Source organism: Sphingopyxis sp. BSN-002, from assembly GCF_022024275.1.
Classification (GTDB): domain Bacteria; phylum Pseudomonadota; class Alphaproteobacteria; order Sphingomonadales; family Sphingomonadaceae; genus Sphingopyxis.
Map to the genome: position 1 here is coordinate 774,092 of NZ_CP091804.1, position 26,361 is coordinate 800,452.

General features: G+C 65.0%; 25 protein-coding genes and 1 tRNA gene. 14 read left to right on the forward strand and 12 right to left on the reverse strand.

The annotated features are described in order from the left end of the window. Nucleotides 1-21: 21 nt before the first annotated feature. The 5 genes from L7H23_RS03855 to L7H23_RS03875 form a co-directional block, all read right to left on the reverse strand. The gene (locus tag L7H23_RS03855; RefSeq protein WP_237838048.1) at nt 22-1,284 is read right to left on the reverse strand and encodes a hypothetical protein; all 1,263 of its coding nucleotides are present in this window, start codon (nt 1,282-1,284) and stop codon (nt 22-24) included. An 18-nt stretch (nt 1,285-1,302) separates the two neighbouring features. After that, the gene (locus L7H23_RS03860; protein WP_237838049.1) at nt 1,303-3,492 is read right to left on the reverse strand and encodes a polysaccharide biosynthesis tyrosine autokinase; all 2,190 of its coding nucleotides are present in this window, start codon (nt 3,490-3,492) and stop codon (nt 1,303-1,305) included. 63 nt (nt 3,493-3,555) lie between these two features. Continuing rightward, nucleotides 3,556-4,230 (reverse strand): polysaccharide biosynthesis/export family protein, encoded by a 675-nt coding sequence (locus tag L7H23_RS03865; protein ID WP_237838050.1) that lies wholly within the window; start codon nt 4,228-4,230, stop codon nt 3,556-3,558. A gap of 146 nt (nt 4,231-4,376) precedes the next feature. Beyond that, entirely contained in the window at nt 4,377-5,855 is a 1,479-nt protein-coding gene (locus tag L7H23_RS03870) for an O-antigen ligase family protein (protein WP_237838051.1), read from the reverse strand. 89 nt (nt 5,856-5,944) lie between these two features. Further along, complete coding sequence (locus L7H23_RS03875; protein ID WP_237838052.1) at nt 5,945-6,736, reverse strand: metallophosphoesterase family protein; 792 nt, start codon at nt 6,734-6,736, stop codon at nt 5,945-5,947. 211 nt (nt 6,737-6,947) lie between these two features. On the opposite strand from L7H23_RS03875, the gene wecB reads away from it, so the two are divergent. Genes wecB through L7H23_RS03890 form a run of 3 tightly spaced genes read left to right on the forward strand, consistent with a single transcriptional unit; the run spans nt 6,948 to nt 10,239 of the window. Beyond that, a complete protein-coding gene (wecB, locus tag L7H23_RS03880) occupies nt 6,948-8,102 on the forward strand; it encodes a UDP-N-acetylglucosamine 2-epimerase (non-hydrolyzing) (RefSeq protein WP_237838053.1) in 1,155 nt (384 codons plus the stop codon). Then, complete coding sequence (wecC, locus tag L7H23_RS03885; RefSeq protein WP_237838054.1) at nt 8,092-9,387, forward strand: UDP-N-acetyl-D-mannosamine dehydrogenase; 1,296 nt, start codon at nt 8,092-8,094, stop codon at nt 9,385-9,387. Before wecB ends, wecC begins: the two co-directional genes overlap by 11 nt. Nucleotides 9,388-9,432: 45 nt before the next feature. Continuing rightward, nucleotides 9,433-10,239, forward strand: coding sequence for a class I mannose-6-phosphate isomerase (locus tag L7H23_RS03890; RefSeq protein ID WP_237838055.1), 807 nt, complete (start codon nt 9,433-9,435; stop codon nt 10,237-10,239). A gap of 36 nt (nt 10,240-10,275) precedes the next feature. Here the strand turns inward: L7H23_RS03890 and L7H23_RS03895 are convergent. Beyond that, a tRNA-Leu gene (locus L7H23_RS03895) sits at nt 10,276-10,360 on the reverse strand. A gap of 46 nt (nt 10,361-10,406) precedes the next feature. Then, entirely contained in the window at nt 10,407-11,861 is a 1,455-nt protein-coding gene (locus tag L7H23_RS03900) for a coniferyl aldehyde dehydrogenase (protein WP_237838056.1), read from the reverse strand. A 159-nt stretch (nt 11,862-12,020) separates the two neighbouring features. On the opposite strand from L7H23_RS03900, the gene L7H23_RS03905 reads away from it, so the two are divergent. From L7H23_RS03905 to L7H23_RS03920, 4 genes are all read left to right on the forward strand, one after another. Further along, entirely contained in the window at nt 12,021-13,208 is a 1,188-nt protein-coding gene (locus L7H23_RS03905) for an acetyl-CoA C-acyltransferase (RefSeq protein WP_237838057.1), read from the forward strand. A gap of 266 nt (nt 13,209-13,474) precedes the next feature. Beyond that, complete coding sequence (locus L7H23_RS03910) at nt 13,475-14,023, forward strand: hypothetical protein (RefSeq protein WP_237838058.1); 549 nt, start codon at nt 13,475-13,477, stop codon at nt 14,021-14,023. A gap of 200 nt (nt 14,024-14,223) precedes the next feature. Beyond that, nucleotides 14,224-14,688 (forward strand): hypothetical protein, encoded by a 465-nt coding sequence (locus tag L7H23_RS03915; RefSeq protein ID WP_237838059.1) that lies wholly within the window; start codon nt 14,224-14,226, stop codon nt 14,686-14,688. 109 nt (nt 14,689-14,797) lie between these two features. Beyond that, nucleotides 14,798-15,190: a hypothetical protein gene (locus L7H23_RS03920; protein WP_237838060.1), complete on the forward strand. Its 393-nt coding sequence runs from the start codon at nt 14,798-14,800 to the stop codon at nt 15,188-15,190. A gap of 27 nt (nt 15,191-15,217) precedes the next feature. Here the strand turns inward: L7H23_RS03920 and L7H23_RS03925 are convergent, their stop codons facing one another. Then, on the reverse strand, nt 15,218-15,676 hold the full coding sequence (locus L7H23_RS03925) for an SH3 domain-containing protein (RefSeq protein WP_237838061.1): 459 nt from the start codon (nt 15,674-15,676) through the stop codon (nt 15,218-15,220). A gap of 126 nt (nt 15,677-15,802) precedes the next feature. On the opposite strand from L7H23_RS03925, the gene L7H23_RS03930 reads away from it, so the two are divergent. Next, the gene (locus L7H23_RS03930) at nt 15,803-16,801 is read left to right on the forward strand and encodes a D-glycerate dehydrogenase (RefSeq protein ID WP_237838062.1); all 999 of its coding nucleotides are present in this window, start codon (nt 15,803-15,805) and stop codon (nt 16,799-16,801) included. A gap of 17 nt (nt 16,802-16,818) precedes the next feature. On the opposite strand, the gene L7H23_RS03935 is transcribed toward L7H23_RS03930, so the two are convergent. The 4 genes from L7H23_RS03935 to L7H23_RS03950 all read right to left on the reverse strand — a co-directional run bounded on the left by L7H23_RS03935 (nt 16,819) and on the right by L7H23_RS03950 (nt 20,783). Beyond that, on the reverse strand, nt 16,819-17,223 hold the full coding sequence (locus tag L7H23_RS03935) for a hypothetical protein (RefSeq protein WP_237838063.1): 405 nt from the start codon (nt 17,221-17,223) through the stop codon (nt 16,819-16,821). Between the two features lie 17 nt (nt 17,224-17,240). Continuing rightward, nucleotides 17,241-18,644: a nitronate monooxygenase gene (locus L7H23_RS03940; RefSeq protein ID WP_237838064.1), complete on the reverse strand. Its 1,404-nt coding sequence runs from the start codon at nt 18,642-18,644 to the stop codon at nt 17,241-17,243. A 100-nt stretch (nt 18,645-18,744) separates the two neighbouring features. Beyond that, a complete protein-coding gene (locus L7H23_RS03945) occupies nt 18,745-19,869 on the reverse strand; it encodes a glycosyltransferase (protein WP_237838065.1) in 1,125 nt (374 codons plus the stop codon). Between the two features lie 17 nt (nt 19,870-19,886). Further along, entirely contained in the window at nt 19,887-20,783 is an 897-nt protein-coding gene (locus tag L7H23_RS03950; protein WP_237839097.1) for an alpha/beta hydrolase, read from the reverse strand. A gap of 128 nt (nt 20,784-20,911) precedes the next feature. Here L7H23_RS03950 and astD point away from each other — a divergent pair, with 128 nt between their 5' ends. The 6 genes from astD to L7H23_RS03980 all read left to right on the forward strand — a co-directional run bounded on the left by astD (nt 20,912) and on the right by L7H23_RS03980 (nt 26,359). Next, the gene (astD, locus tag L7H23_RS03955; RefSeq protein WP_237838066.1) at nt 20,912-22,357 is read left to right on the forward strand and encodes a succinylglutamate-semialdehyde dehydrogenase; all 1,446 of its coding nucleotides are present in this window, start codon (nt 20,912-20,914) and stop codon (nt 22,355-22,357) included. Nucleotides 22,358-22,433: 76 nt separating this feature from the next. After that, complete coding sequence (gene cobA / locus L7H23_RS03960) at nt 22,434-23,231, forward strand: uroporphyrinogen-III C-methyltransferase (protein WP_237838067.1); 798 nt, start codon at nt 22,434-22,436, stop codon at nt 23,229-23,231. Further along, on the forward strand, nt 23,228-23,524 hold the full coding sequence (locus L7H23_RS03965; RefSeq protein WP_237838068.1) for a DUF2849 domain-containing protein: 297 nt from the start codon (nt 23,228-23,230) through the stop codon (nt 23,522-23,524). Before cobA ends, L7H23_RS03965 begins: the two co-directional genes overlap by 4 nt. Nucleotide 23,525: 1 nt before the next feature. Next, nucleotides 23,526-25,157, forward strand: a complete 1,632-nt coding sequence (locus L7H23_RS03970; RefSeq protein WP_237838069.1) for a nitrite/sulfite reductase — start codon at nt 23,526-23,528, stop codon at nt 25,155-25,157. After that, a complete protein-coding gene (locus L7H23_RS03975; RefSeq protein WP_237838070.1) occupies nt 25,150-25,563 on the forward strand; it encodes a DUF934 domain-containing protein in 414 nt (137 codons plus the stop codon). The genes L7H23_RS03970 and L7H23_RS03975 overlap by 8 nt, the downstream gene beginning before the upstream one ends. Next, a complete protein-coding gene (locus L7H23_RS03980) occupies nt 25,556-26,359 on the forward strand; it encodes a phosphoadenylyl-sulfate reductase (RefSeq protein WP_237838071.1) in 804 nt (267 codons plus the stop codon). The genes L7H23_RS03975 and L7H23_RS03980 overlap by 8 nt, the downstream gene beginning before the upstream one ends. Nucleotides 26,360-26,361: the final 2 nt, after the last annotated feature.

The following is a 26,361-nucleotide window of genomic DNA, read 5'->3' on the forward strand; positions in this document are numbered from 1 at the left end:
GAATCTCCAATTACGAAAAATCTAGGGGGTGGATTGCGAAACCGGGGCGGCAACCTTCGGGGCCGCTCCGGCGGCGCGCTGAAGGCTGAGGCGCCGGATCGCGATGTCGACACCGGCATCGCCGGCCGTCGTGTCGAGTTCGATGGTCGCCCAGTACCAGCTGCAGTTCGAGGCCGGCACCTCGATCCGCGCACTGCCCGTCCCCTCTGCCAGCGTCGCAGGCGCGATCTGGGTCCCGCCCTTGCCTCGCTCGGCGCAGCTCAGGCGCAGTTTCACGGTTGCGTCCTTGCGGTCGGCAAGGCCCGACATGTTCCACTGGACGCGGTACCCGCCGGGCTGGGTGAGATGAACGATCTGGCGCGCGGCGATCCCCGAGGCGTCGGGCAGGCTCGACAGCAGCAAGGCGCCTTCCTTGGCCTCGATATTGGCGCCGATATCGCCCGTCTGCAGCAGCTCCCAGTCGATCGGGACATAGCGCGGCTGGCGATCGAAGCCCGGGTTGGTCAGCAGCTCGCCCGCCGGCGGTTGCGGCAGGCCGAGGGCATGCGCGAGGTTGAACGCCGACGCAGGATAGCCCCGCGCAGCCAGTTCGACGATAAGCCGGAAATCGCTCTCGCTTGCCTTGTCGAGCTTCCACGGCGCGCCCGCGATACGCTGCCGCACTTCGGCCGCCTGCGGGATCGCCGCGGGATTGGCCAGCACTGCCAGCCAGTAATCCTCCGCCCATTTCGGATTGCGCCCCAGAATCGGCGGCAGAGCCTGGAGGGCGCCGGGGCTGACCGTCGCCGCCGCCATCCGCCCGACATAAAGATCGCGCACTTCGTAGCTGACCGTCATGGCCTGGCCGAGCAGCTTCACCGCCCGTTCGGGATTGTCCTTGGCCATCGCGTCGTCGATCAGCATCGCGTTGATCAGATTGTCGCGCCGCGTCAGCTGGCTTGCAAGCGTGAGCAATTGCCGCGACTGCACGGCCTTGCCCTGCCCCTGCAGCGACTGGATCAGCACCGGCAAGGCCGAAACCGCCAGCGGGTCGCCGGCAAACGCCTCACGCGCCAACCGGACCTCGAGCGCGGAGGGAACCGACTTCGGCTTCCTGGCCAGCCGTACGCCCTGAAGCTGACGGCTGAGCGAAGCCTTGGCGGCACCGACCGGCGGCATGCCCAAGGCCACCGAACGGGCCGGCGCACGGCGCTGGTTGGCGATGACGAAGCTCTGCGCCGCCGCGGCGATGGCGGCCACGAGGCCGACGCCGAGCAATAGAGCCTTTTTTCCTGTGCTGTTCATGACCCGCTACCGAAAGCCTCAGCTGTCGCCATTGCCCTGTTGCTTGTCCGCGCCATAGCCATAGCCGTAACCATATCCATAGCCGTACCCGTAACCGTAGATTTCGTTGCGACGGCCGACCTTGGTGACGAGAGCGCCATAGATTTGCGCGCCGGTCTGGCGAAGACGGTTGAGCGCCGATTTGATCGCCCGCGAACTGTTGCTCGACGCGTCGATCGTGAACATGACGCCTTCGACAGCCCGTGCGAGCAGCGGCGCGTCGGCAAGGCCAAGCACCGGCGGCGCGTCGAGAATGACGTGGTCATATTCGTTCAGCAGCAGGTCGATCAGCTGGCCGAGGCGCGACGAGCTGAACAGCTCTGCCGCATTGGGCGGCATCGGGCCGGCGAGCATGTAGTCGAAGCCGAACTCGTCCGATTTGGCGATCAGGCCCGAGACATTGTCGACGCCGGTCAGATAGTTGCTGAGACCGACCTTGTTGTCGATGTCGAGCATCTCGTTGAGCGACGGGCTGCGGATATCCGCGTCGATGAGGATGATCTTCTTGTTCGTCTGGCTGAACACGCTCGCAAGGCTGAGCGCCGAACTGCTCTTCCCCTCCGCAGGGCGCGTCGAGGTGAGCAGGAAGCTCCGCGGCGCGCCATGGGTGGTCAGGAAGGTCAGGTTGGTCTGGGCCGCCAGATAAGCCTCGTAGACCATCGACTTCTTGTCGAGGAGCAGTTCCTCGAAATCGTCGGCCTCGACCTTCGGAATCGATCCGAGCAGCGGCAGACCGAAGCGGTCCGTAACCTCGCTCGGATCGCGGATCGACTGGTCGAGCTGTTCGAGCAGGAAGACGATGGCCGCAGCAAGCGCCAGGCCGGCGATGAGCGCCACGGCCAGGTTCAGGAACAGGTTGGGACTCGACGGCTTGCGCGCCGGCGCCGCCGTGTCGACAACGGCAATATTGTTGGTGCCGACGCCGGCCGCGCCGATTTCCTTGTAGCGCTGGAGCAGGCCGTCATAGAGCTGGCGGTTCGTGTCGACTTCGCGCTGCAGGATCGCATATTCGATCGAACGGCGCTGCTGGTCGCGATATTTGCCCGTGATCTTGTCGAGTTCGCCCGTCAGGTCGCGCTCGCGCTTGACCGCCGCCGCATAGGTCTCGCGGTTGATCCCCTGGGCACGGCGCGCCTCGGTCTCGATACTGCGATTGAGCGTCGCGAGCTGCTCCTTCTTGGAGGCGAGTTCGGGATAATCGTCACCGAAGATCGCGCTGAGGCGCGCGACATCGGCCGACAGCTCGGCCCGGCGCTGACGAAGCGCGCTGACAGCATTGTTGCTCCAGCTGTCAGCCGCGGCGGTCGAGCTGCTCAGCTGGCTTTCGGCCGCGACGCGCGCGTCGCGCGCTGCGCCGAGCGCTTCGCTCACCTGTTCGACGTCTGCCGAAGCGAGCGTCCGCTCGGACACGGTGCGGCCGCTGATCGGGTCGACCTTGCCTTCGATCGTGATGATGCCGTTCGTGGTCGCGTAGGTGATGAGTTCACGCTCGGAATCCTCGAGGTTGCGGCGCAGTGCCGTGATGCGCTGTTCAAGGAATTTCCGCGCATCGCTCGTCGCCGCGAAGCGACGATCGAGGTTGGCCGCAACGAATTGCTGGACCCAGAGATTCGTAAGCTTTGCCGAAAGCGCCGGCGAGGGAGTCGAGAAGCCGACGTCGACCAGGCTCGACTGACGGACGGGCGCGATATTGACCGCGTCGAGCAGAATCTTCTCCGCCCGTTCCGCCATCTGGGCGCGCTGTGCGCTGTTGGGGGCGCCGCCGCCCTCCTGCCCTTCGGTCAGGTCGTAGACGGCAAGGAATTCCTTGTCGTTGAGCAGGTTCCCGGCGCGCACGGTGCGCTGTGCGAGCGAGCGCGACGCGAGCAGGCTGTACTGGGTGTTGAAGAAGGCGATTTCGTTGGTCAGCGTCTTCTCGCGCGCACCCTCGACGTCGGTTTCGACGGGAGCCTGCGGCGAAATCTCGATACGCGACGTGCTCGTATAGAGCGGCGTCATCAGGAAGGTGGCAATCAGCCCGAGCGAAAGGCAGGCGAGAACCGCCCCTGCCACCCACGCCTTGTGGTTCAGCAGCGCAACGAACGCGCGCTCGAGCATGTGCATGTCGAGCAGACCGCCACGATAGGCCGGAACATCATCGGCATCGGGGTCCGCGATTCCCGCGTTCACAATCGATCGCCGGCCTTTTACGCTATCCATCTTCGACATCATCCGTTCAGAAATTGCGGGTGCTTAGTTGTTGTTTCCGAGGTTGCTGATCACGACCAGCGGCGTGCTCAGCAACGTCGTCGCCTTGATCACATCCTCGAACAGGCGGCGCTGCGGAGAATCGCCGACGACCACGACGTCGTTCGGGAAGATCTCGGGATCGGCATAGTTGCCGCGGCGGATCGCCTTCAGATTATAGATGCCGACATATTGCTTGCCCTCGACCTTGCGGAAGACGAGCACATCGTCGAGCTTCGAATATTCGGTGACCCCGCCGGCAAGCGAGATCGCGCGCATCAGCGTCTGCTTGCCCACGAGCGGATACTGGCCGGGCTTGGTGACCTCGCCGTCGATCGTCACGGCCTGCGACAGCAGCAGAGCGGGGTTGGTCGATGCCTTGAGGTTCACCGTGACCTGCGGATTGCGGACGTAGCGCCCCGCCAGACGCCCCTCTATTTCGGTCGCGAGTTCGGCGGTCGTCTTCCCCGCTCCGTCCATCGTCCCGGCGAAGGGGTAGGAAAAGCGACCATTGCCGTCGGTCAGCACATCGCGCTTGAGATCGGGAATGCCGTATACCTCGACGGTCAATTCGGTGAACGGTCCGACGAAGGTCTGGCGCGAGGCCTGCTGGGTATCGACACCGGTCGGCTGCGGCAGCGCTTCGAGCAGGGTAACGCCGCTGGTCGGAACGTTCGCCACGGGCGCTCTCCCGCCGCAGGCCGCGAGGCCGAGGCAGACAAAAACAACAAGGGAACGCAGGCCGGTCATATGAAAAAGTTCCAAGCAAGATTATTTGGTAAAGGCCGCCCGGCCATAGGAAGAAAATCGAGGTTACGGAAGCTTCTTTAGCCCCGCGGAGCGGAATCTCCGGTCGCGGGACGCAGCCGGGCGAGAATAACGAGCAAAAATGCGGCGATCATCGCAAGCGATTGAGTTCGCAAGGGATAATCTACAATCGAATTCAGTATGATCAGGGCGAAGGCGCCGGCGAGAACGATCGGCTCGACAAATTCGACCCCGAGCGGCCGCGAGCGTTGCCGCAGTGCACCGACCAGGCCCGAAACGATCCACGACGCGCCGGCCAGAAAGATCAGGACCGCGGGCAATCCGCCCTCGATCGGCAATTGCAGCCAGTCATTATGCGCCTGGTTGAAATAGTCCTGCCGCAACAGCGCGTCGGGTTCGACGATCTGATACACGCTGGCGAACGAACCGAAACCCGAGCCCAGAAGCCATTGCCCCTTCGCCAGCGACGCGACGGTCCCGAGGGCCGCAATGCGGATTTCCTCGGCGCCGTCCCCGTCGACGAGACGCCCGACCGTGTTGTCGCGGCCGGAGAAGTAAAAGACCGCAACCAGCCCCGCGACAAGCAGGAAGGGAAGCAGGTTCAGAAGGATACGCCGCGCGGGCCTCGCGGCCGGCGCTGCGGCGGAGGCACGGCGATGCGCGCGCCCCCTCGCCTGATTGATCGGCTTGGGCTCGAACCGATAGCTCCACCGGACGAGCAGGTAGGAGAAAAGGAGGCTCGCGGACCCGAAGACGAGGCCGAACCGCGACCCGATGATCAGGATCAGCAACAGGAAAAAGACCATGCTGCCGATCAGCATCGGCACGATCAGCGGCCGCTTCGTACGGCTCGCAATCTCGTTTGCGGCAAGCCAGCCAGCCGACAGGATCGAAAGCGACAGCAGCAGCGCGTTGTGGTTGCGGTTGGCGAACAGGCCGACGAGCGAACCCTCGTTGGTGATGCGATAGAGGTAAAACAGGCTTCGCGGGCCGGCGACAAACTGGAACAGACAGAAAACCGCCGACGCCACGCCGAAGGCCCATATGGCCCACCACAGCCGTATCCGTTGGCCGGCGGGTACCGCAGCGGCGACGAGCAGGGCTGCCGCAGGCACGATCAGCGCCAGCAGGCTGTTGACCGTCTGCGTCGGGGTCATGCTGATCGGCCGCCACCGATCCCCCGTCCCCAGCAACTCGTCGATTGCGAAGACGCGATCCCGAAGCGGCAGGGCGCTCCAGATTGCGGGGGATAGCGGGATCAGCTGGACGAACATCCAGGCGGCCAGCAGGCCGAGCAGGATCAGCGGAAACCGGATACCCCGCCATGCCGCCGCGGGCACGAATGCGAGCATCGCAAAGAAGGTCAGTGCCGCGAAGCCGCGCAACAGGGGCAGCGACGCGATATCGCTGCGCGAGCCGCCGCCGGTCAGCGCGACCGCGAAAACGAACAGCGCGAGGGCGACAAGCCGCGTCGCCGGGGACAGGTCGTTCTGCAGCAAGCTGCCCGATACCGGCTTCATCGACCTTGTCGGCTTCATCGAATTCCCGTCCCAATATTCGTTGTGCAGCCGGTCATGCGATCCAACCGGTGCAGAGTCTATCGCTTCGTCGCAAAGCGGGCAAAAAACTAGTTGAGTTCGAAATCCGCAGTATCGAGATACCAGCGCCGGTCGCCTTCGAGGCCCAGCGCGGTCAGACGTCCGGTCAGATAGGCGCCGGTGTCTATTCCGATGCGGTTCCGCGCCTCATCGACATCGTCGGAAATCGTGTGACCATGGACGATCGTCACGCCATGATCCTGATCGTCGTGAATAAATTCCTCACGGATCCAGCGCAGATCGGGCAATTTCTGCCGGTCCAGCGGGACGCCGGGGCGGATGCCCGCATGGACGAAAACATAGTCACCGATCTGGATCATGTCCTCGCCGCGGTTGAGGAAGTCGACGTGCGACTGCGGAACCTTTCCGGGCAGTTGCTCCGCGACCTCTTCGAAGGTCGCCGCCGCATAGGCGGCATCGTCGCACCAATAGCTGCGGATCGTGGCGTCGCCGCCGATGCGGATGAAATAGCGCACGCGCTTCAGGTCGCCGGTCAGCGCCGCGAGAAAACATTCCTCGTGGTTGCCGACGAGCATCGCGACCCTGTCGAATGGCGCACCGATGCGCAGCGCGCGCTCGATGACCGAAGCGGAATCGGGACCGCGGTCGACGAGGTCGCCGAGCAGGATCAGCGTCGTGAAAGCCTTGCCGCGCGCGGCATTGTCCGTCTCGACCTTGGCCAGGAGCTGCTCGAACAGATCGTCGCGGCCGTGAATATCGCCGATGGCATAGACGCGCTCGCCCGCCGGGACACGCGGCAATGCCACGTCCGCTACGCGCTCTCCGCCCTGACGGCGCTTCAGGAAACCAAGAAAGGACATATGGGGCTTTTCGAGTGAAACTCTTATATAACAAACGAATGTATCACCTGCCCGCCCCCTCGACGGCAAATGCTACGGTCCCCGGGTGGCTCTGTTGGATCGTTTCGAGCCAGAATCCTGTGAACGGCGCGGCGAATAGTGCGAAGTTAAGCGACCGGCAAGAGCTTTACGCTAAGGCGGTCAAAGGATTCGTCGGGAAAGCTGCTGATTTATGAGTTTGGAATTGCGTTCATCACAGGATTCGGGGGCACGAAAGGTCGTGGTCGTGTTCGGCACGCGGCCCGAGGCGATCAAGATGTTTCCGGTGATTCACGCGCTTCAGCACACCTCGAGCGTCGACGTTCGCGTCTGCGTGACCGCCCAGCATCGCGAGATGCTCGACCAAGTTCTTGAAATCGCGCGAATCACCCCCGACGTCGATCTCGACGTCATGACCCCGAACCAGTCGCTCGACGCGCTGCTTGCGCGGCTCGTAACGGGGCTCGGCGAGACCTTCGACACCGAAAAGCCCGACCGCATCCTCGTCCACGGCGATACGCTGACGACAATGGCCGCGACGCTCGCCGCCTATTTCCGCAAGATTCCGGTCGGCCATGTCGAAGCCGGCCTGCGTAGCGGCAATATCTATCACCCCTGGCCCGAAGAGGTGAACCGCAAGATCACCGGCGCGGTCGCCGACCTGCACTTCGCCCCCACCGAAACCGCCGCTGCGGCGCTCCGCGCCGAAAATGTGCCGGCGGACCGGATATACATCACCGGCAACACCGTGATCGACGCCTTGCTGGCGACCAAGGCGCGGATCGACGGGGAGCCGTCGCTCGCCGCGGGGCTCGATCCGCTGATCGCGCGCTTTGCGGGCAAGCGGATCATCGCCGTTACCTCGCACCGGCGCGAGAATTTCGGGGACGGGATGAAGGCGATCGCCGACGCGATCGCCGGCATCGCCGCGCGCCCCGACGTCGCGGTCATCTTCCCCGTCCATCCCAACCCTCACGTTCGAAGCGCGATGGAGCCGATCCTCGGCGGCCTTTCCAACGTCGCGCTGATCGACCCGCTCGACTATCCGCACTTCGTCCGCCTTCTCGGCGCCTCGTCGATGGTTCTTACCGACAGCGGCGGGGTGCAGGAAGAAGCGCCTTCGCTCGGCAAGCCGGTGCTCGTCATGCGCGAGACGACCGAACGCCCGGAAGGCATCGAGGCGGGGACCGCGCGGCTCGTCGGCACCGACAAAAATCGTATCGTTTCGGAAATTTTCAGCCTTTTGGACGATGAAGCCGCCTATAATGCCATGGCCCGCGCCCATAATCCCTTCGGCGACGGCAAGGCGGCGGAAAAAATTGCGGAGATCGTAGCGCGTGCCCATTGATACCGAACAGAAAGTCACCGTCCTCGGCCTCGGCTATATCGGCCTGCCGACCGCCGCGCTGATCGCGCGCTCGGGCAGCAAGGTGACCGGCGTCGACGTCAGCCAGCACGTCGTCGACACGGTCAACAACGGCAAGGTTCATATCGAGGAGGTCGACCTCGACGGTCTCGTGCAGGGCGTCGTGGCGCGCGGCGCACTTGTTGCCTCGACCGACGTCGCCCCCGCCGACGTCTTCGTCATCGCGGTGCCGACCCCGCACGACGACGAGCATCGTCCCGACATCGCCTATGTCCTCTCCGCTGCGCGCGCAATCGCGCCGAAGCTTGCAGCCGGCAATCTCGTCATCCTCGAATCGACTTCGCCCGTCGGCACCACCGAAAAGGTCGCCGCGTTGCTCGCCGAGCTGCGCCCCGACCTCAAGGTTCCCGGCACCTGCACCGGCGCTGCCGACATCTTCGTCGCCTATTGTCCCGAGCGCGTGCTGCCCGGCCGCATCCTCGTCGAGCTGGTCGACAACGACCGCTGCATCGGCGGGATCACCCCGCGCTGCGCCCGCCGCGCGATGACCTTTTACCGCCAGTTCGTCCGCGGCGCCTGCGTCACCACCTCGGCGCGCGCCGCCGAAATGGTGAAGCTGGTCGAGAACAGCTACCGCGACGTCAACATCGCCTTCGCCAACGAGCTGTCGATGATGGCCGAGCATATGGGCGTCGACGTCTGGGAGGTGATCCGCCTCGCGAACCGCCACCCCCGCGTCAACATCCTCCAGCCCGGTCCCGGCGTCGGCGGGCACTGCATCGCAGTCGACCCCTGGTTCCTCGTCCACGGCGCACCCGACCACAGCCGCCTGATCCGCACCGCACGCGAGGTCAATCTCGCCAAGACGTCGCACGTCATCGGCGCCGCCGAAATGCTCGTCTCGCAACACCCGCAGGCGCGCGTCGCCTGCCTCGGCCTCGCCTTCAAGCCGAACATCGACGATTTCCGCGAGAGCCCCGCGGTCGAGGTCGCCGCCGCGCTTGCACGCCGCTTCGGCAAGCAGATCCAGATCGTCGAACCCTATGCGCGCGGCCTGCCGATGGAGTTCGCAGGCACCGGCGCCGAGCTGATCGACCTCGACAGCGCGCTCGCCTCCTGCGACCTGCTGATCGTCCTCGTCGACCACGACCTTTTCAAGTCGATCCCGCTCGAGGAACGCGGCGACAAGATCGTCTATGACACGCGCGGGCTGTGGCTCGACCAGCCGAACGGCGGCAATGGCAATCGTTTGCATCGGGCCGCCTGACGCTCTCCGCTTGACGCTTCCCGGGTCGGCCCGCATTTTGGGCCGATGCTGACCCGCCTCGAAACCATCGTCGTCGAAAAGCCCTGGGGCCGCACCGATATCCCGAAGGATTTCGGCGATTTCGGCGGCCGCCGCATCGGCGAGATATGGTTTTCGAACCCCGCCGGCGACGATGCGCCGATCATGGTCAAATTCCTCTTCACATCGGAGCGGCTGTCGATCCAGGTCCACCCCGACGACGCGGCCGCGCAGGCGGCGGGCTATCCGCGCGGGAAGGAGGAATGCTGGCTCGTCCTCGATGCGCAGCCGGGCGCCGAACTCGGCGTCGGCCTGAATATCGAAACGACGCGCGAGGCGCTCCACGAGGCGGCGCTCGACGGAAGTATCGTCGACATGATCGACTGGCGCCCGTCCGGTACCGGCGATTTCGTCTACAACCCGTCGGGAACGATCCACGCGATCGGCCCCGGCCTGACCGTCGTCGAGGTGCAGCAGAATGTCGACTGTACCTATCGCCTCTACGATTACGGCCGCCCGCGCGAACTCCATCTCGACGAAGGGCTCAAGGTCTCGAATCCCCGCCCGGTCCACGATCCGCGCGACGCGGCCGTCGATCCGCACACCAACCGGAAGCTGGTAAGCGGTCCCCATTTCCACCTGGCGCAACTCGCGGCACCGATCGACACCGCTCTTGTCGCAGAAGCGTCGGGCGAGCTGACCTTTGTTCCGCTTGCGCAGGGCTGCCGCGTCGCCGGCGAGGATGTCGCACTGGGCGAAGCGGTCTTGCTGACCGATCCTTCGGCTATCACGATCGAAGAGGGAGGCCGGGCGCTACTGACCTGGTCCGCCTGACGGCGAGGCTCGCCGGGGCGGGCCACGAAAAGCGAATGGTGCCCCTGGCCGGACTCGAACCAGCACTCCTTGCGGAACTCGATTTTGAGTCGAGCGCGTCTACCAATTTCACCACAGGGGCATCCGGGCGGTGGCCCCGATAAGGCCCCGCCCCCCGTTTTGCCAAGCTATTTCTTGAGTTCTTTCGCGAGGGTCTTCGCAGTGGCCTTGCCATAAGGCGGCTTGAAACCCGCGAGCCCCGCAACGTCGAGCTTGGGCTGGCGATAGACGGCGCGCGCATGGCTGAAGGTCCTGAAGCCGTCGAGCCCGTGATAATTGCCCATCCCCGACGGCCCGACGCCGCCGAAGGGCAGATCCTCCATCGCATTGTGGAACAGCACGTCGTTGACCGTGACGCCGCCCGAGATCGTCCGCGTCAGCACGCGGTCTTCCTCGCTCTTGTCCTGCCCGAAATAGTAAAGACCGAGCGGACGGTCGTTGGCGTTCACATAGTCGATCGCCTCGTCGATCGTCTTGTAGGTCTTGACCGGCAGGATCGGGCCGAAGATTTCCTCCTGCATCACCTTCATGTCGTCGGTCGGATTGCGCACGATGTGGAGCGGCATCTTGTGGCCGTTGGCGCTCGCGAAATCCTCGCCCGCCGGATTGACCTCGATCACCTCAGCCCCCTTTTCGCGGGCGTCGGCGAGGTAGGATTGCAGCCGGTCGTAATTCCGGCCGTTGACCACCGAAGTATAATCCTCGTTCGACAGCAGGGTCGGATAGAGCGCGGTCGCGCCCTTGGTGACGCTGTCGATCACCTCGCCTTCCTGATCCTCGGCGACGAGCAGATAGTCGGGGGCGAGGCAGATCTGCCCGGCGTTCATCATCTTGCCGAGCGCGACGCGCTGGCCGACCAGATCCTTGTTCGCGCTGCGCCCGATGAAGGTCGGCGACTTGCCGCCGAGTTCGAGCGTCACGGGGACGAGATTATCGGCGGCCGCGCGCATGATATGCTTGCCCACCCCGGTCGCCCCGGTGAAAATCATATGGTCGAAGGCCAGCTTCGAGAAAGCGATCCCGACCTCGGCATCGCCGGTGAACACCGCCATCTCGCTCTCGTCGAAATAGTCGGGGACGAGCCGCGCCATCAGCGCCGACACGTGCTCGGTGAACTCGCTCGGCTTGATCATCGCGCGGTTGCCCGCCGCAAGGATGCCCGCCATCGGCACGAAGACCATTCCGACGGGGAAGTTCCACGGCGCAACGACGCCGACGACGCCTTTCGGCTGATAGACGACCTCGGCCTTCGCGCCGAGCAGGCCGAGCGGGAAGGTCGGCTTGCGCTTCTCGCCGCGCGACCATGCCGCCATATTTTTCTTCGCATGCTTGAGCGCGCTGACCGAAGGCATGATGTCGGTCATCAGCGTCTGTTCGCGGCTGCGATGGCCGAAATCCTCGCTCACCGCCTTGGCGAATTCCTCCGCATTGTCGACGAGCAGCGCGATCGCGCGGTCGATGCGGTCGGTGCGGACGGCCAGGCTTTCGGGCATGGCTGCGGTAAAGCTTGCCTTCTGCGCCGCCAGCACCTCGTGCATGCGCGCGGTTTCGCCGGCAATATCCTGCTTGATTGCGGTGGCCATGACCCGTCTCCCCTATGGTTTTGCGGGCGCTGTTTGATCATGAGCCGGGGCTAGTTGCAAGATGAAACCGGCCCTTCACCCATCCCTGCCCCTTTCGCACTTGCAGCAAAAGCGCTAAGCGACCCGCCGACGTATCTTTCCCCTACGGAGTCTCTCGATATGACCGCCACCGATCCCGTCGTCTTCCTCTCCTATGCCCGCACCCCGATGGGCAGCATGCAGGGCAGCCTGTCGGACGCGAGCGCGACCGACCTCGGCGCAACCGCGGTCAAGGCGGCGGTCGAGCGCGCGGGCATTGCCGGCGACGATATCGAGCGCATCTATATGGGCTGTGTGCTTCCCGCCGGCCTCGGCCAGGCGCCGGCCCGTCAAGCCGCGATCAAGGCCGGCCTGCCCAAGTCGGTGCAGGCAACGACCGTGAACAAGGTGTGCGGTTCGGGCATGCAGACCGTCATCATGGGTGCCGAAGCGCTCGCCGCCGGCAGCGTCGATGTCGTCGTCGCGGGCGGCATGGAGTCGATGACCAACGCGCCCTATCTGCTCAAGAAGCACCGCGGCGGCGCGCGCATCGGCCACGACACCGCCTATGACCATATGTTCCTCGACGGGCTTGAGGACGCCTATGACGCCGGCCGCGCGATGGGCACCTTCGCGCAGGATACCGCCGACGCCTATCAGCTGAGCCGCCAGGCACAGGACGATTATTCGATCGAATCGCTGAGCCGCGCGAAGGCCGCGATCGCCGATGGCGCCTTTGCCGGCGAGATCGCACCAGTCACCATCTCGGGCCGCAAGGGTGACGTCATCGTCGACACCGACGAAGCCCCCGGCAAGGGCATGCCCGACAAGATTCCGACCCTGAAACCCGCCTTTGCGAAGGACGGCACGATCACCGCCGCGACCAGCTCGTCGATTTCGGACGGCGCCGCCGCGGTCGTCCTGTCGCGCCAGTCGGTCGCGGACGCCAAGGGTGCAAAGCCTGTCGCGAAGCTCGTCGCCCACGCTGCGCATGCGCAGGAGCCGAAGGACTTCACCATCGCTCCCGTCGGCGCGATCAACAAAGTGCTGGCCAAGGCCGGCTGGTCGATCGGCGACGTCGACCTGTTCGAGGTCAATGAAGCCTTCGCCTGCGTGGCGATGTTCGCGATGCACGATCTCGGCATTCCGCACGAAAAGATCAACGTCCACGGTGGCGCGACCGCGCTCGGCCATCCGATCGGCGCCAGCGGCACGCGCATCATCACGACACTGATCGCGGCGCTCCAGCGCCACGGCAAGACCCGCGGCATCGCGAGCCTCTGCATCGGCGGCGGTGAAGCGACGGCAGTGGCGGTCGAGCTCGTTTGATCCGCGGTCCGATCCGGACATTTGCGGCCCTTCTGCTTGCGATGGCGGCAACGCCATCGCAAGCGAAGTCACCGGAAGTTCCTGCCGCGCCGGTTTCTGCCGAAGACCAGGCAAGCATCGCATTGGCAATCAGGCGCGCCGAGCTGATCCGCGCCTATGATCAAGCCGCTTGGCATACTACCGACGCTCTGAAGGTCGACACACCCGAGGCCGCATTGCGATCGATCCGCGGCTGGGTCGTCACGCCCGACGGCAGCGACTATCGCGTGACCTATTATTCGGGTGACCCCGGCACCGAACATCGGGCCGTCTATTCGGCAGTATGGACCGGCGGCACCGGCGTTCGCGATCGCACCGTCCATGGCGCCGAGGACAACCGGCTTTCCGACGAAGAAGCCCGTCTTGCGAGCGCATCGGACGCGGTTCCCGAAGAAGGGCCGATGCGATGTTCCGACCGGCGCTTCAATCGCGTCATACTGCCGCGCTCCGCGCCCGGCGTACCGGATCTTGTATATCTGCTCACCCCGCAAACGGACTTTGTCAGCGTCCCTCTCGGCGGTCATCATCGTTTCGAAGTGACGGATGGAAAGATTCTCGCGCAACGCTCTTTCTCGAAATCCTGCATTAGCGTCCCGCTTGATAAAAAGGCCGAAGCTCTCGGCATCTCGCATATGCTCGATCCGACACCCACGGAGATTCATGTGGTTTCGGTCTATGCAGCGAGCAAGCCGATCTATGTCATGACGACTATGAACGACCGCGTCTGGGTCGCCGAAGTCAGCGCCGGTCGCGGGCGCGTGCGGACTGTCAAATAGTCGTCCAAGGACCATCAGCGAGAAAGTTGCACGGCGCCGTCGCAAGACGGCGCCGTTTCGTCGCTATCCCGGCGACAATTTGCGACACTAATGACCTGAAAATAAACGGCGCATTCCGGTTCGGTTCAAACCGACTCGCCTAGACCGTTCCCAGTCATCGGGCAGATCCCCTCCCCCTGACGTGCAAAAGGAATGGCACAATGAAGAGCAAATTTCTCACCGCCGGCCTGATCGCCGCGATGATGGTCCCCGCCATGGCGCAGGCCCAGACCGGCGAGATTCGCCGCGACCGTCAGGACATCCGTCAGGAACAGCGCGACCTGAACCACGCGAAGCGCTATGGCGACCGCGGCGACGTTCGCGATGCCCGGGGCGACCTGCGCGATGCGAAGAAGGAATATCGCGAGGACGTCCGCGACTGGCGCCGCGACGCGCGGTACCAGAATTACCGCGCGCCGTTCAAATATCAGCAGTTCCGCGTGGGCTCGACGCTGCGCTCGAACTATTATGCGCCGGCCTATCGCCCGACGTGGGATAGCCGTTGGGGAGTTCCGCACGCCGGCCGCGGTCTGACCTATGTCCGCCATTACAACGACCTGCTGCTGGTCAATACCCGCACGGGCAAGGTGGTGAAGGTCTATCGCAACGAGTTCCGTTACCGCTAACTGCTGACGGATGACGAGGGGCCGGGCGGGAAATCGCCTGGCCCTTTTCGCATTTGCTTGCTGCTCCGATGGGCGTAGCCTCCCCCCACCTTTGACGGGGAGAGGTCAGATGAGGAAAATCGTCCTGCTTGCGGCGCTTTCGATGCTCGCCGCCTGTTCGCAAAAGACTGAAGAGAAAAAGGAAACGCCCGCAGCACCGGCCGCCGAAGCCGCGCCGGCAGCCGCTGCCGACTCGGGTTCGCCGCCCGGCACCTATGATGTGAAAATGGCCGACGGCACGATGGGCACCACGACGATCAACGCCGACGGCACTTATGTCGACACCGACGCGAAGGGCAAACAGGTCAAGGGTCAGTATGCGACCCACGACGGCAAGGATTGCTTCGATCCCGATGGCGACGAGATGGGCATGTGCTGGGCGACGACGAAGCCTAGCGCGGACGGCAGCTTTACTGCGACCGCCGACGACGGGACCGTGGTGACGGTTACGCCGAAGAAGTGAATCCCGCGGCGACTGACCGCCGCGCGGTCAGTCGCCCCAGATATGGTCGGTCTGGATCCAGCCCTTGCGCCCCTTGACGTCGAACAGGCACCAGCCGTCCTTGCAGTCGGTGATCCGCCCGACGACGCCGGGTTCGGCGCGATATGCGACTGCCGCCGACAGGCTCGGCTCGGAGCGCATGGCCTGAATGCCGCCGGTGACGATGGCCGTTCGCGTCCGGCTGAGCAGCCGCGCGGCCATCCAACCGGTCGTACCGTCGGGATCCTCGATCTTGCGCCACGTTTCGAAGCGCGCAACGACCTTCACGGGCAGGTCCTTGCGCCGATACTCCCAAGTCACCGGAACGTCGGGCGACGGGCCCTTACGCATCCGCGCCTCATCGACGTTGATCGAAGCCCAATAGGGCAGTTCGACATCGGATTGCGCTGCGGCCGGCCCCACGGCGGCCATCAGCGCTATCCCCAATAGAATCTGGCGGCTGGTCATCACACTGCCTTGTCAAACTCATGCCCGCATTACAACCGTTCGCCGCGCAAAAGGCTGCGTTCGTCCCCGGCCTTTTCCATGAACGCCCCCTTGACCCTTCGCCGCTGGCAGGCTCTATCGGCCGCCATGCCCGATTCCTCACGACCCAAGCGTCCGCGCGTCATCGTCACCCGCCAGCTGATGCCGCATGTCGAGGCACGCATGGCCGAACTTTTCGACGTCGCGCTCTCGGCGCACGATCATGCCTTTACCCGCGACGAGCTGAAGGCGGCGGTCGCCGATTGCGACGTGCTCGTCCCGACCGTCACCGACGAGATCGACGCCGATGTACTGGGCGCCGCCGGCGAGCGGTTGAAGCTGATCGCCAACTTCGGTGCGGGGGTCGACCATATCGACCTCTCCGCCGCGCGTGCGCGGGGCATCATGGTGTCGAACACGCCGGGCGTGTTCACCGAGGACACCGCCGACATGACGATGGCGCTGATCCTCAGCGTTCCCCGCCGCCTTGCCGAAGGCGAAAAGCTGATGCGGTCGGGCCAGTGGGCGGGCTGGGCGCCCAGCGCGATGCTGGGCCACCGCGTGGGGGGCAAGTTGCTCGGCATCATCGGCATGGGACGCATCGGCCTTGCCGTGGCGCGCCGCGCCAAGGCGTTCGGCCTGTCGATCCACTATCACAACCGCAGGCGCCTGCCCGAAGCGATCGAGGAGGAGCTGGGGGCGAGTTATCACGCCAGCGTCGACACGCTGCTGCGCATCAGCGACGTCGTGACGATCCACTGCCCGCATACGACCGAGACGCACGAAATGGTCAACGCCGCGCGCATCGGCGCAATGAAGCCGACCGCCTATCTCATCAACACCGCACGCGGCGAGATCGTCGACGAAAGGGCGCTGGTTGCCGCGCTGCAGACCGGCCGCATCGCCGGCGCGGGTCTCGACGTCTACACCCACGAACCCGCGGTCGATCCCGCGCTGCTCGCGCTCGACAATGTCGTGCTGCTCCCGCACCTCGGCTCGGCGACGATCGAGGGCCGCGAGGCGTCGGGCGAAAAGGTCATCGCCAACATCCGCGCCTGGTGCGACGGACATCGCCCGGCCGATCAGGTGCTGGAGGGGTGGGCTTAAGCCGGCATTGCGCAAGATCAGCCGAGCAGGAACGCCAGGACGGCCATAACGAGCGCCCAGAAGACGAATGACAGGAAAATCGCGCCAAGCGCGTCTTTTGCCTTTCGGGTTTGCCCCATCGAAGCAAAGATGATCACCACCGCGATCGTTGCGAGCAATATCGGGCCACACAGCACAAATGCGACCCAACCCGCATTGCTGAGCGGTTCGGCAGCCCGCGCATCCCGTTCCTCCTGCCGCCCCTGAGCCGCTTCCCCAAGGCTTTGGGCAACGGCTTCCGGCAAGTCGCGCCGTTCCAGTTCGACCCGCGCTGCTTCGACCACATGGGGTTCGAAGCCACCCGAGTTTTCCGTGGAAACGATTTCGATCAAATCTTCATCCGGCAGGCGAGCCATGCGGCCCGCCCAGTCGATGTCCCCCATCAGCCCCCCGCTTCCGATCAATCCCCCGTCAGAATCCGGTCGACCAGCTGCTTCACCGTCGGGGTGAAGTTGTTCGAATAGAAGGGATCGGTCTTGAAGTTGAACGCGGCGTGGCCCGCGAACATCAGATTCTGTTCGACGTCGCCGCCATGCGCGATGTCCTGCAACGTCTTCTGGATGCAGAAGCTGCGCGGATCGGCGAGGTAACCGGTCGAATAATCGTCATGGTCCTTCCATGCCGAGAAACCGCAATGCGACAGGCAGCCCATGCAGTCGGCCTGGTCCTTGCGGATCACGCCCTTGTCGGTGTCGGTGACGAAGACGACCGTGTTGTCGGGGGTCTTGAGCGCTTCGGTATAGCCCTCGGCAACCCAGTCGCGCGCGCGGTCGCGGTCGTGCGGGGTGACCCAGAAATTCTTGCCCTTCACCCCGACGTCGAGCTGGACGACATGATCGCCCGCTTCCTGCTTCGAATAGGGGATCTGGCGCTCAGAGCGCGCTTCGAGATCGCGAAGGAACGGGTTGCGCACCGCACTCGAATAGAAACCGGTCGGCGAGAAGCGATGGAGCAGCACGTCGCCCTCGTCGAGGGTGCGCAGGCGGTCCTTCCACTCCTGCGGGATCGGGCTTTCCTCGGTCAGCAGCGGACGCGTGCCGTACTGGAAGACGATCTGGCCGAGCTCGGGATTGTCGATCCAGTGCTCCCAATCGCGCAGGTACCAGACCCCGCCGGCCATCACGATCGGCACGTCGTCCGAAATGCCCTCGGCGCGCATCACATCGCGCAGCGCTTTGACGCGCGGATAGGGATCTTCGGGCTTCAGCGGGTCTTCGGCGTTCGACAGGCCGTTGTGCCCGCCCGCGAGCCAAGGATCCTCATAGACCACCGCCCCCATCAGCTCGGCGACCTTGTGATAGGCGCGCTTCCAGAGCGCGCGGAAGGCGCGGCCCGACGAGATGATCGGCAGATACTGGACATTGTGCCGCGCCGCGATCTCGCTGAGCTTGTACGGCATGCCGGCACCGCAGGTGACGCCAGTGACGAGGCCCTTGGTCTTTTCGAGCACGCCTTCGAGCACCTGCTGCGCGCCGCCCATTTCCCACAGGACGTTGATGTTGATCGCGCCCTTGCCGCTCGCAACGTCATAGGCGCGCTTCACCTGTTCGACCGCGCCGTCGATGGCGTACTGGATCAATTCCTCATGGCGTTCCTTGCGGGTCAGCGCGCGATAGATTTGCGGAATGATCTTGCCATCGGCGTCATAGCTGTCGGCATTGACCGCCGACACGGTCCCGATCCCGCCCGCTGCAGCCCAGGCGCCGCTCGACATATGGTTGGTCGCCGACACGCCCTTGCCGCCCTCGACCAGCGGCCACACTTCACGGCCGCCATAAAGGATGGGCTTCAAACCTTTGAACACTCTAGACCTCTTTCTCTCCAGCCGCGGCTCGTCGCCAGCAGGCCCCCATTTGCCGCTTCCGTAAGCGGAAGCACGCCATGAAAGTCAATGGCCGCACACGCTATTCCCCGGAGAAGAGGCGGCGACCCTTAAGCGCGCGACCATAGAGATTTTCATAGGCCGCGACCATGATTGATTCATCGAAGCGCGCCGCCGCGACCTCACGGTTCGCGTGCCCGATGCGAAGGCGCAGCGCGGCATCTTCGGTCAGCGTTGCCAATGCCTTGCGGAAAGCCGCATCATCGGTGGCGATGAACGGGAAATTCTGGCCCGACACCATTGCCGCCACATCGCCGACGTCGGGGCTGACGACCGGCAGTCCGGCCGCCATCGCCTCGATCACCGCGATCGGCGCCTGCTCGCTTCGCGAGGACAGCGCCAGCAGATCGAAATGGCCGATCCAGTTTGCGGGCTCGGCCATGAAACCCGGCATGACGAGCCGGTCCGTCATGCCGCACACCGCGGCTTCGGCCGTGATCGCATCGCGTTCGGGGCCCTCCCCCACCACGACCAGCCGCACATTCGCAGGCAGCGTCGCCACCGCTCGCACCAGCCGCGGCAAATCCTTGACCTTGCGCAACCCCGCAACGGTGCCGATCACCACTTCGCCATCGCGTCGTTCGAACCCCGGAAGGGAGGCGGACGGCCCTTTCGCATAGGCGGCGACGTCGATCCCGTTGCGGATCAGTTGCACGCGCCGCCTTTTGCCCCATTCGTCGACCGCAATGCGCTCGAGCACCGTCGAGGGCACGACCAGCGCCTCGGTCGTGGGCAACGCGAGATGACGGAAAGCGTTGCGTTTCCAGTTGCGTTTTTCGCTCTCGTCCTCGTTGAAGCCGTCCTCGTGATGGATCATCGGCGGCAGGTTCAGAAACGGCGAGAAAAGACGGTGCGCCATCACGCCGTCCATCGAACCCCAATTATAGCTGAGCACCAGATCGAACCGCCGCATATAGCGCGTCAGCGCGCGGTAGCGCTTCAGGCCCGGTTTGCCGTGGAGCGGCGGCGCATCGGCTGGAAAGCGCACGTCGATGCCGGGGTCGATCGCGTCGCGAGCGCCCATCGCCTCGGGGACGGCCGACAACACCACATGTTTGGCGCGCGCGCCCATCAGGTTCATCAGCCGGACGGCGCGCGCCTCCTTTCCGCCCAGCGAGAAACTGGAATGGAGGTGCAGGATACGCACGGGAGCGCGAGCGCCGGTCACGCGGCGGGAAGGTCCGATATCCAGCCGTCGATCGCGTCGCGGGCTTCGGCCTCGTCCATCGTCGGCGCATGCCCGACCCCGGGCACCTCGACCAACCTGGCTTTCGGCAGCGCCTCCGCCATCTTTCGGCCGGCGTTCGCCGACAGGATATCGGAAAGTGCCCCGCGCAGGACCAGCACCGGAATATCGCCAAGCGCCCGATAGGCGGGCCACAGATCGACCCCCGCCTCGCCGCCGTTCGGCACGCGCAGCGGCGCCGCGATCTGCTTGTCGTAATCGGTGACGATGCGGCCTTCGGGGGTCAGCCGGTGCGTGCGCTTGGTGATGCGCAACCAGTCGTGGATACCATAGTGGGGGTAGATGGCCCCGTTGAGTTCGGAATAGGCGCGCGCCGCGTGAATCCACGTCGGCTGGCTGCCGCCGGCGCCGATATAGTCGCGGATCCGCTCAAGCCCCGCCGTCTCGAGTTCCGGCCCCACATCGTTGAGCACCGCGCCCGTCAGACGGCCGGGCTGCGTGGCAGCGAGAAGCATCGAGACCAGCCCGCCGAGCGACGTGCCGACGGTCGCGAAGCGCCTGATCTCCAGTTCGTCGAGCAGCGCGACGACGTCCTGCACATAGGTCAGCGGGACGTAAGTCATCGGGTCCTTGGCATAGGCGCTTTCGCCGCGACCGCGGAATTCGACCACGATCACGCGCCGCCTCGTCGCCATGAACGGCGCCAGCCCCTCGAAATCGCGGGCGTTGCGCGCAAGACCCGGCATGCACAGGATCGGCGGCAGGGTCTCGCTTCCGGCCGGCCCGGCATAGACGCGGGCATGCAGGCGAACGCCGTCGTGCGACCACCAATACTGGTCGCTCCAGTCGCGCCTGATGTCCTGCTTCGCCGAAATCGCGCGTCCCCTTTCCGTCGCCCCGCGACGTCTATCGCCAACCGGAGCCCGCGACGCAACCCATCCCTCGCCGAAATGGGGCGGACCGGTTGCCGCCACCGGCTTTCGCCGATAAGAGGCTGGAGACCATGAGCGAAAATCTGCTTTCCTTCGAACCCGCGACCGGCAACGAGCTGTGGCGCGGGCCGGTGAGCAATGTCGATCACGAGGTCGGGATCGCACGCCGCGCCTGGCCCGAATGGGCGGCGAAGGCCGTCACCTTCCGCTCCGAAACGCTCCGCCGCTTTGCCGACCGGGTCAAGGCCGAGAGCGAAGTTCTGGCCGACCTGATCGCGCGCGAGACCGGCAAGCCGCTGTGGGAAGCGCGAACCGAGGTCGAATCGGTCGCGAACAAGGTCGATATTTCTGTGAAGGCCTATGCCGAGCGGACGTCGAACCGCCGCATCGAGGGCGCGATGGGCCTGCGCAACGCGGTACGCCACAAGCCGCACGGTACGCTCGCAGTGCTTGGCCCCTATAATTTCCCGGCGCATCTGCCGAACGGGCATATCGTTCCGGCGCTGCTCGCCGGCAATTCGATCGTGTTCAAGCCGTCCGAAAAGACGCCCGCGGTGGGCGCGAAGCTCGTCGAGCTGTTCCACGACGCCGGCGTTCCGCAAGAGGTGCTCCGCCTGGTCATCGGCGGCCCCGAAACCGGCAAGGCGCTCGCGGCGCATGACGGCCTCGACGGTTTGCTCTTCACCGGATCGGCGCGCACCGGCGTCGCGCTCAATCGCCAGTTTGCGGACAGGCCGGGAAAGATTCTCGCGCTGGAGATGGGCGGCAACAATCCGGTCGTGGTGTGGGATACCGCCGACATCGCAACCGCGGCGATCCTGGTCGTGCAGTCGGCCTTCCTCAGCGCCGGACAGCGGTGCAGCAACGCCCGGCGCCTGATCGTCAAGGAAAGCATGGCCGACCGCCTGCTCGACGAGGTCAAGACGCTGGCGAACCGGCTGATCGTCGACCATCCGCATGCCGACCCCGCGCCCTATATGGGCCCGGTCATCGACAACGAGGCGGCGGACGGGCTCACCGAAAGCTTCCTGATCCTGATGTCGAACGGCGGCCAGGTCATCCGCCACATGTCGCGGCCGGTCGCGGACCGCCCTTTCCTGACCCCCGGCATCATCGACGTGACATCGATGCCCGAACGCCCCGATATCGAGCTGTTCGGTCCCCTGCTGCAGGTGATCCGCGTCGACAGTTTCGAGGCGGCAATTGCCGAGGCGAACAACACGAGCTTCGGACTCTCGGCCTCGCTTATCGGCGGCACGCCGCAGCTTTACGACCAGTTCTGGGCCAACGCGCGCGCGGGCGTGATCAACTGGAACCGCCCCACCAACGGTGCCTCATCGGCCGCCCCCTTCGGCGGCATCGGCCTGTCGGGCAACCACCGCCCCAGCGCCTTCTACGCGGCGGACTATTGCGCCTATCCGGTCGCATCGTCGGAAAGCGACGCGATACGGGCGTCGATCGGCGTGGGGCTGCGTGATCCTGAAGGGTCGCAGCTGATCACCAAAAAGTATCTCTGACCACCCCAATTTTACCTTCATCGCCGTCAATAAAGGCTGCTTTGCCATATGGGCGGCGCCGATCCATCTACCACGCATGGAAAAGACTCTCCCTTCCACGGGCAAGCTGTGGCTCGTCGGCGCCGGTCCGGGCGATCCCGATTTGCTTACGCTCCGTGCCGCACGACTGCTCGAAAGCGCCGATCTCGTCGTGCATGACGGATTGGTCGGCGATGGCGTGCTTGCGCTGATCCCAGCGCATGTCGAACGGATCAGCGTCGCCAAGCAGCGCAGCCGCCACACGATGAAACAGGAGCTGATCAACGAGCTGATCGTCCGCGAAGCGCAGGCCGGCAGGCAGGTCGTGCGCCTGAAGGGCGGCGACCCCTTCATCTTCGGCCGCGGCGGCGAGGAACTCGACGCGGCACGCGAAGCCGGCGTCGCGTGCGAGGTCGTTCCGGGCATCACCGCCGCGGCAGGCTGCGCGGCGCAGGCGGGCCTTCCCCTGACCCACCGCGAGGATGCGAGCGCAGTCAGCTTCGTTGCCGGTCAGTGCAAGGATCTGACGGACCAGGACTGGTCGGGGCTCGCGGGGCATGGCCGTACGCTGGTCATCTACATGGGCCTCGCAACCGCGTCGGCCATCGCCGACAAGCTGATCGCCGACGGCGTCTCGCCCGACCTTCCGGTCGCGGTTGTCGAGCGCGGGACGACCGCCGATGCGCGGGTCCTTCGCACGCTGCTGACCGATCTCGGCGACCTGGTCGCACGCGAGAAGGTTGCCAGTCCGGCGCTGATCATCGTCGGCAAGGTCGCGGCGCGCGCCGATGCGCTCGACTGCCTCGGTGCACCGGGCATCGCAAAGAATATAGAAAATATCGGGGACTTCACATGAAACTGCTCACGGGCAATGACCTGAAAACAGGATTTGTCACTTGGTGGACCGGCGCCGACTGGTCGCTCCATATCGAGGACGCCGCCGACGTAGGCGAACAGGGCGAGGCGATCCTCGCGGTCGAAGAGGCCGCGCGCCGCGTCAACGCGCCCTATATCATCGCGGGCGAAGCGACCGCCGAAGGCCCGCGCCCCGCGCATATCAAGGACCGCATCCGCGCGCTCGGCCCGACCGTGCGCCCCGACCTGACACTGAAACCCGCCGATCCCGCGGCCGGCGACTGGGTGATCTGACATGTATAAATATGACGAATATGACCATGCGATGGTCGCCGCCCGCGTTGCCGAGTTCAGCGATCAGGTGAAGCGCCGCCTGGCTGGCGAGATCACCGAGGACCAGTTCAAGCCGCTGCGCCTGATGAACGGCCTCTACCTCCAGCTCCACGCTTATATGCTGCGCGTCGCGGTGCCCTATGGCACGCTCGACGGCCGCCAGATGCGGATGCTGGCGCATATCGCGCGCAAATATGACCGCGATTACGGCCATTTCACCACGCGCCAGAATATCCAGTATAACTGGATCAAGCTGGAGGACGCGCCCGCGATCCTCGAAGACCTCGCGTCGGTCGAGATGCACGCGATCCAGACCAGTGGCAATTGCATCCGCAACATCAGCTCGGACCAGTGGGCCGGCGCCGCCGCGGACGAGATCACCGATCCGCGCCCGTGGGCCGAGCTGCTCCGCCAATGGTCGAGCTTCCATCCAGAATTCAGCTATCTGCCGCGCAAGTTCAAGATCGCGGTGATCGCCGCCGACGAGGATCGCGCCGCGATGCGCCTGCACGATATCGGTATCCAGATCGTCGAGAAGGACGGCGTCCACGGCGCGGCCTTCTATGTCGGCGGCGGCATGGGCCGCACCCCGATGATCGCGTCGCTGATCAAGGATTTCGTGCCGATCGAGGACATGCTGAGCTATGCCGAGGCGTGCCTGCGCGTCTACAACCGCTATGGCCGCCGCGACAATATCTACAAGGCGCGCATCAAGATCCTGATCCACGAGCTCGGCGCCGACGAATATCGCCGCCAGGTCGAGGAAGAGTTCGCGCATGTGAAGTCTCTCGGCATCGACCCGCCGAAGGCCGAGTTCGACCGCATCGCCGCGCAATTCGCACCGCCCGCGCTCGACGCCTCCGCACCCGACGAAATCGACCGCAGCGATCCCGACTTCGCGGTCTGGGTCGACCAGAATGTCGCCGCGCACAAGGTGCCCGGCCATGCGATCGTCAACATCAGCCTGAAGCCCGTCGGCGGCATCCCCGGCGACGCCAGCTCGGCGCAGATCGACCTGATGGCCGACCTCGCCGAGAAATACAGCCACGACGAGCTGCGCGTCACCCATGCTCAGAACATCGTGCTGCCGCACATCCGCAAAGCCGACCTCTATGCGATTTGGCAGCAACTCGACGCGGCGGGGCTCGCGACGCCGAACCTCGACCTGATCAGCGATATCATCGCATGCCCCGGGCTCGACTATTGCAGCCTCGCCAATGCGCGCTCGATCCCGGTCGCGCAGAAGATCGCAACGCGCTTCTCGGACCTTGGCCGCCAGAAGGAACTGGGCGAACTGAAGCTCAAGATTTCGGGCTGCATCAACGCCTGCGGCCACCACCATGCCGGCCACATCGGCATCCTCGGCGTCGACCGCAAGGGCACCGAGAATTACCAGCTTCTGCTCGGCGGATCGGGCGCGGAGGACGTGTCGCTCGGCACGATCACCGGCCCCGGCTTCGACGAGGACGGCATCGTCGATGCGATCGAGCGCGTCACCGACAAATATCTCGCCGAACGGAGCGAAGGCGAACGTTTCGTCGACACCTTCCGCCGCGTCGGCATGGCCCCCTTCAAGGAGGCGATCTATGGTTGAGCATATTCATTCGGACGGCGAAGAACCCGCGGTCACCCTTGACGCCTTTCTCGAACAGTCGAACGCGACCGCGGTGCGGCTCGAGCCCGACGAGGACGCGCGCGCGCTGATCCCCTTCCTCGACCGGCTCGCACTGATCGAGGTCGCCTTTCCGAAGTTCCGCGACGGCCGCGGCTACAGCTCGGCGCGCATCCTGCGCGAGGCGGGTTATACGGGCGAACTGCGTGCGCAGGGCGATGTGCTGGTCGACCAGATCGCTTACATGAAGCGCTGCGGCTTCGACACCTTCGCACCCGAAAAGCCGCTCAATGCTGCCGATGTCGAGGCGGCGCTGACCCGCTGGCCCGAACATTATCAGGGCGCCGCCGACGGCGCGGTCCCGATATGGAAATTAAGGCATGGCTGACGTGAAAGTCTCTCCTCCCAAGACCGCCGGCGACCGCAGCCGCGACCGGATCGACGTCGCACCGCGCTTTACGCAGGCCGACGTCATCCGTCTCAACAACCTGTTCCGCGGCCAGGACGCGGCCGAAGTCGTCGCAAGCGTGATCGGCGCAGGCCTGCTCGGCGAGACCGCAATCGTCTCCAGCTTCGGCGCCGAGAGCGCGGTGCTGCTCCATCTGGTGAGCCGGGTTGCGCCCGACATGCCCGTGCTGTTTCTCGATACCGGCAAGCATTTTCCCGAGACGCTCGCCTATCGCGACGAACTCGCCGCGAAGCTCGGCCTCAACATCGTCAACCTGACCCCCGATCCTGACGATCTGGCGAAGAAGGATGCGACCGAACTGCGCTGGTCGTACGACCCCGACGGCTGCTGCGAAATCCGCAAGGTGAAGCCGCTCGAAAAGGCGCTGGCCGACTTCGATACCTCGATCACCGGCCGCAAGGGCTTCCAGTCCTCGACCCGCACCGGCCTGCCGCGCTTCGAACTCGATGGCAACACCGGCCGTCTGAAGTTCAACCCGCTGGCCAACTGGACCCGTGAAGAACTCGACGCCTATTTCGAGACGCACGACCTCCCGCGTCACCCGCTCGAAGCCGAAGGCTATCCCTCGATCGGCTGCTCGCCCTGCACGTCGAAGGTCCGGCCCGGCGAAGACCCGCGCTCGGGCCGCTGGCGCGGCTGGGACAAGACCGAATGCGGCATCCACGAAGCGGTGACGCCGATCGACGATAATCCGGCGAACGATCCGGCGTTCTAGCC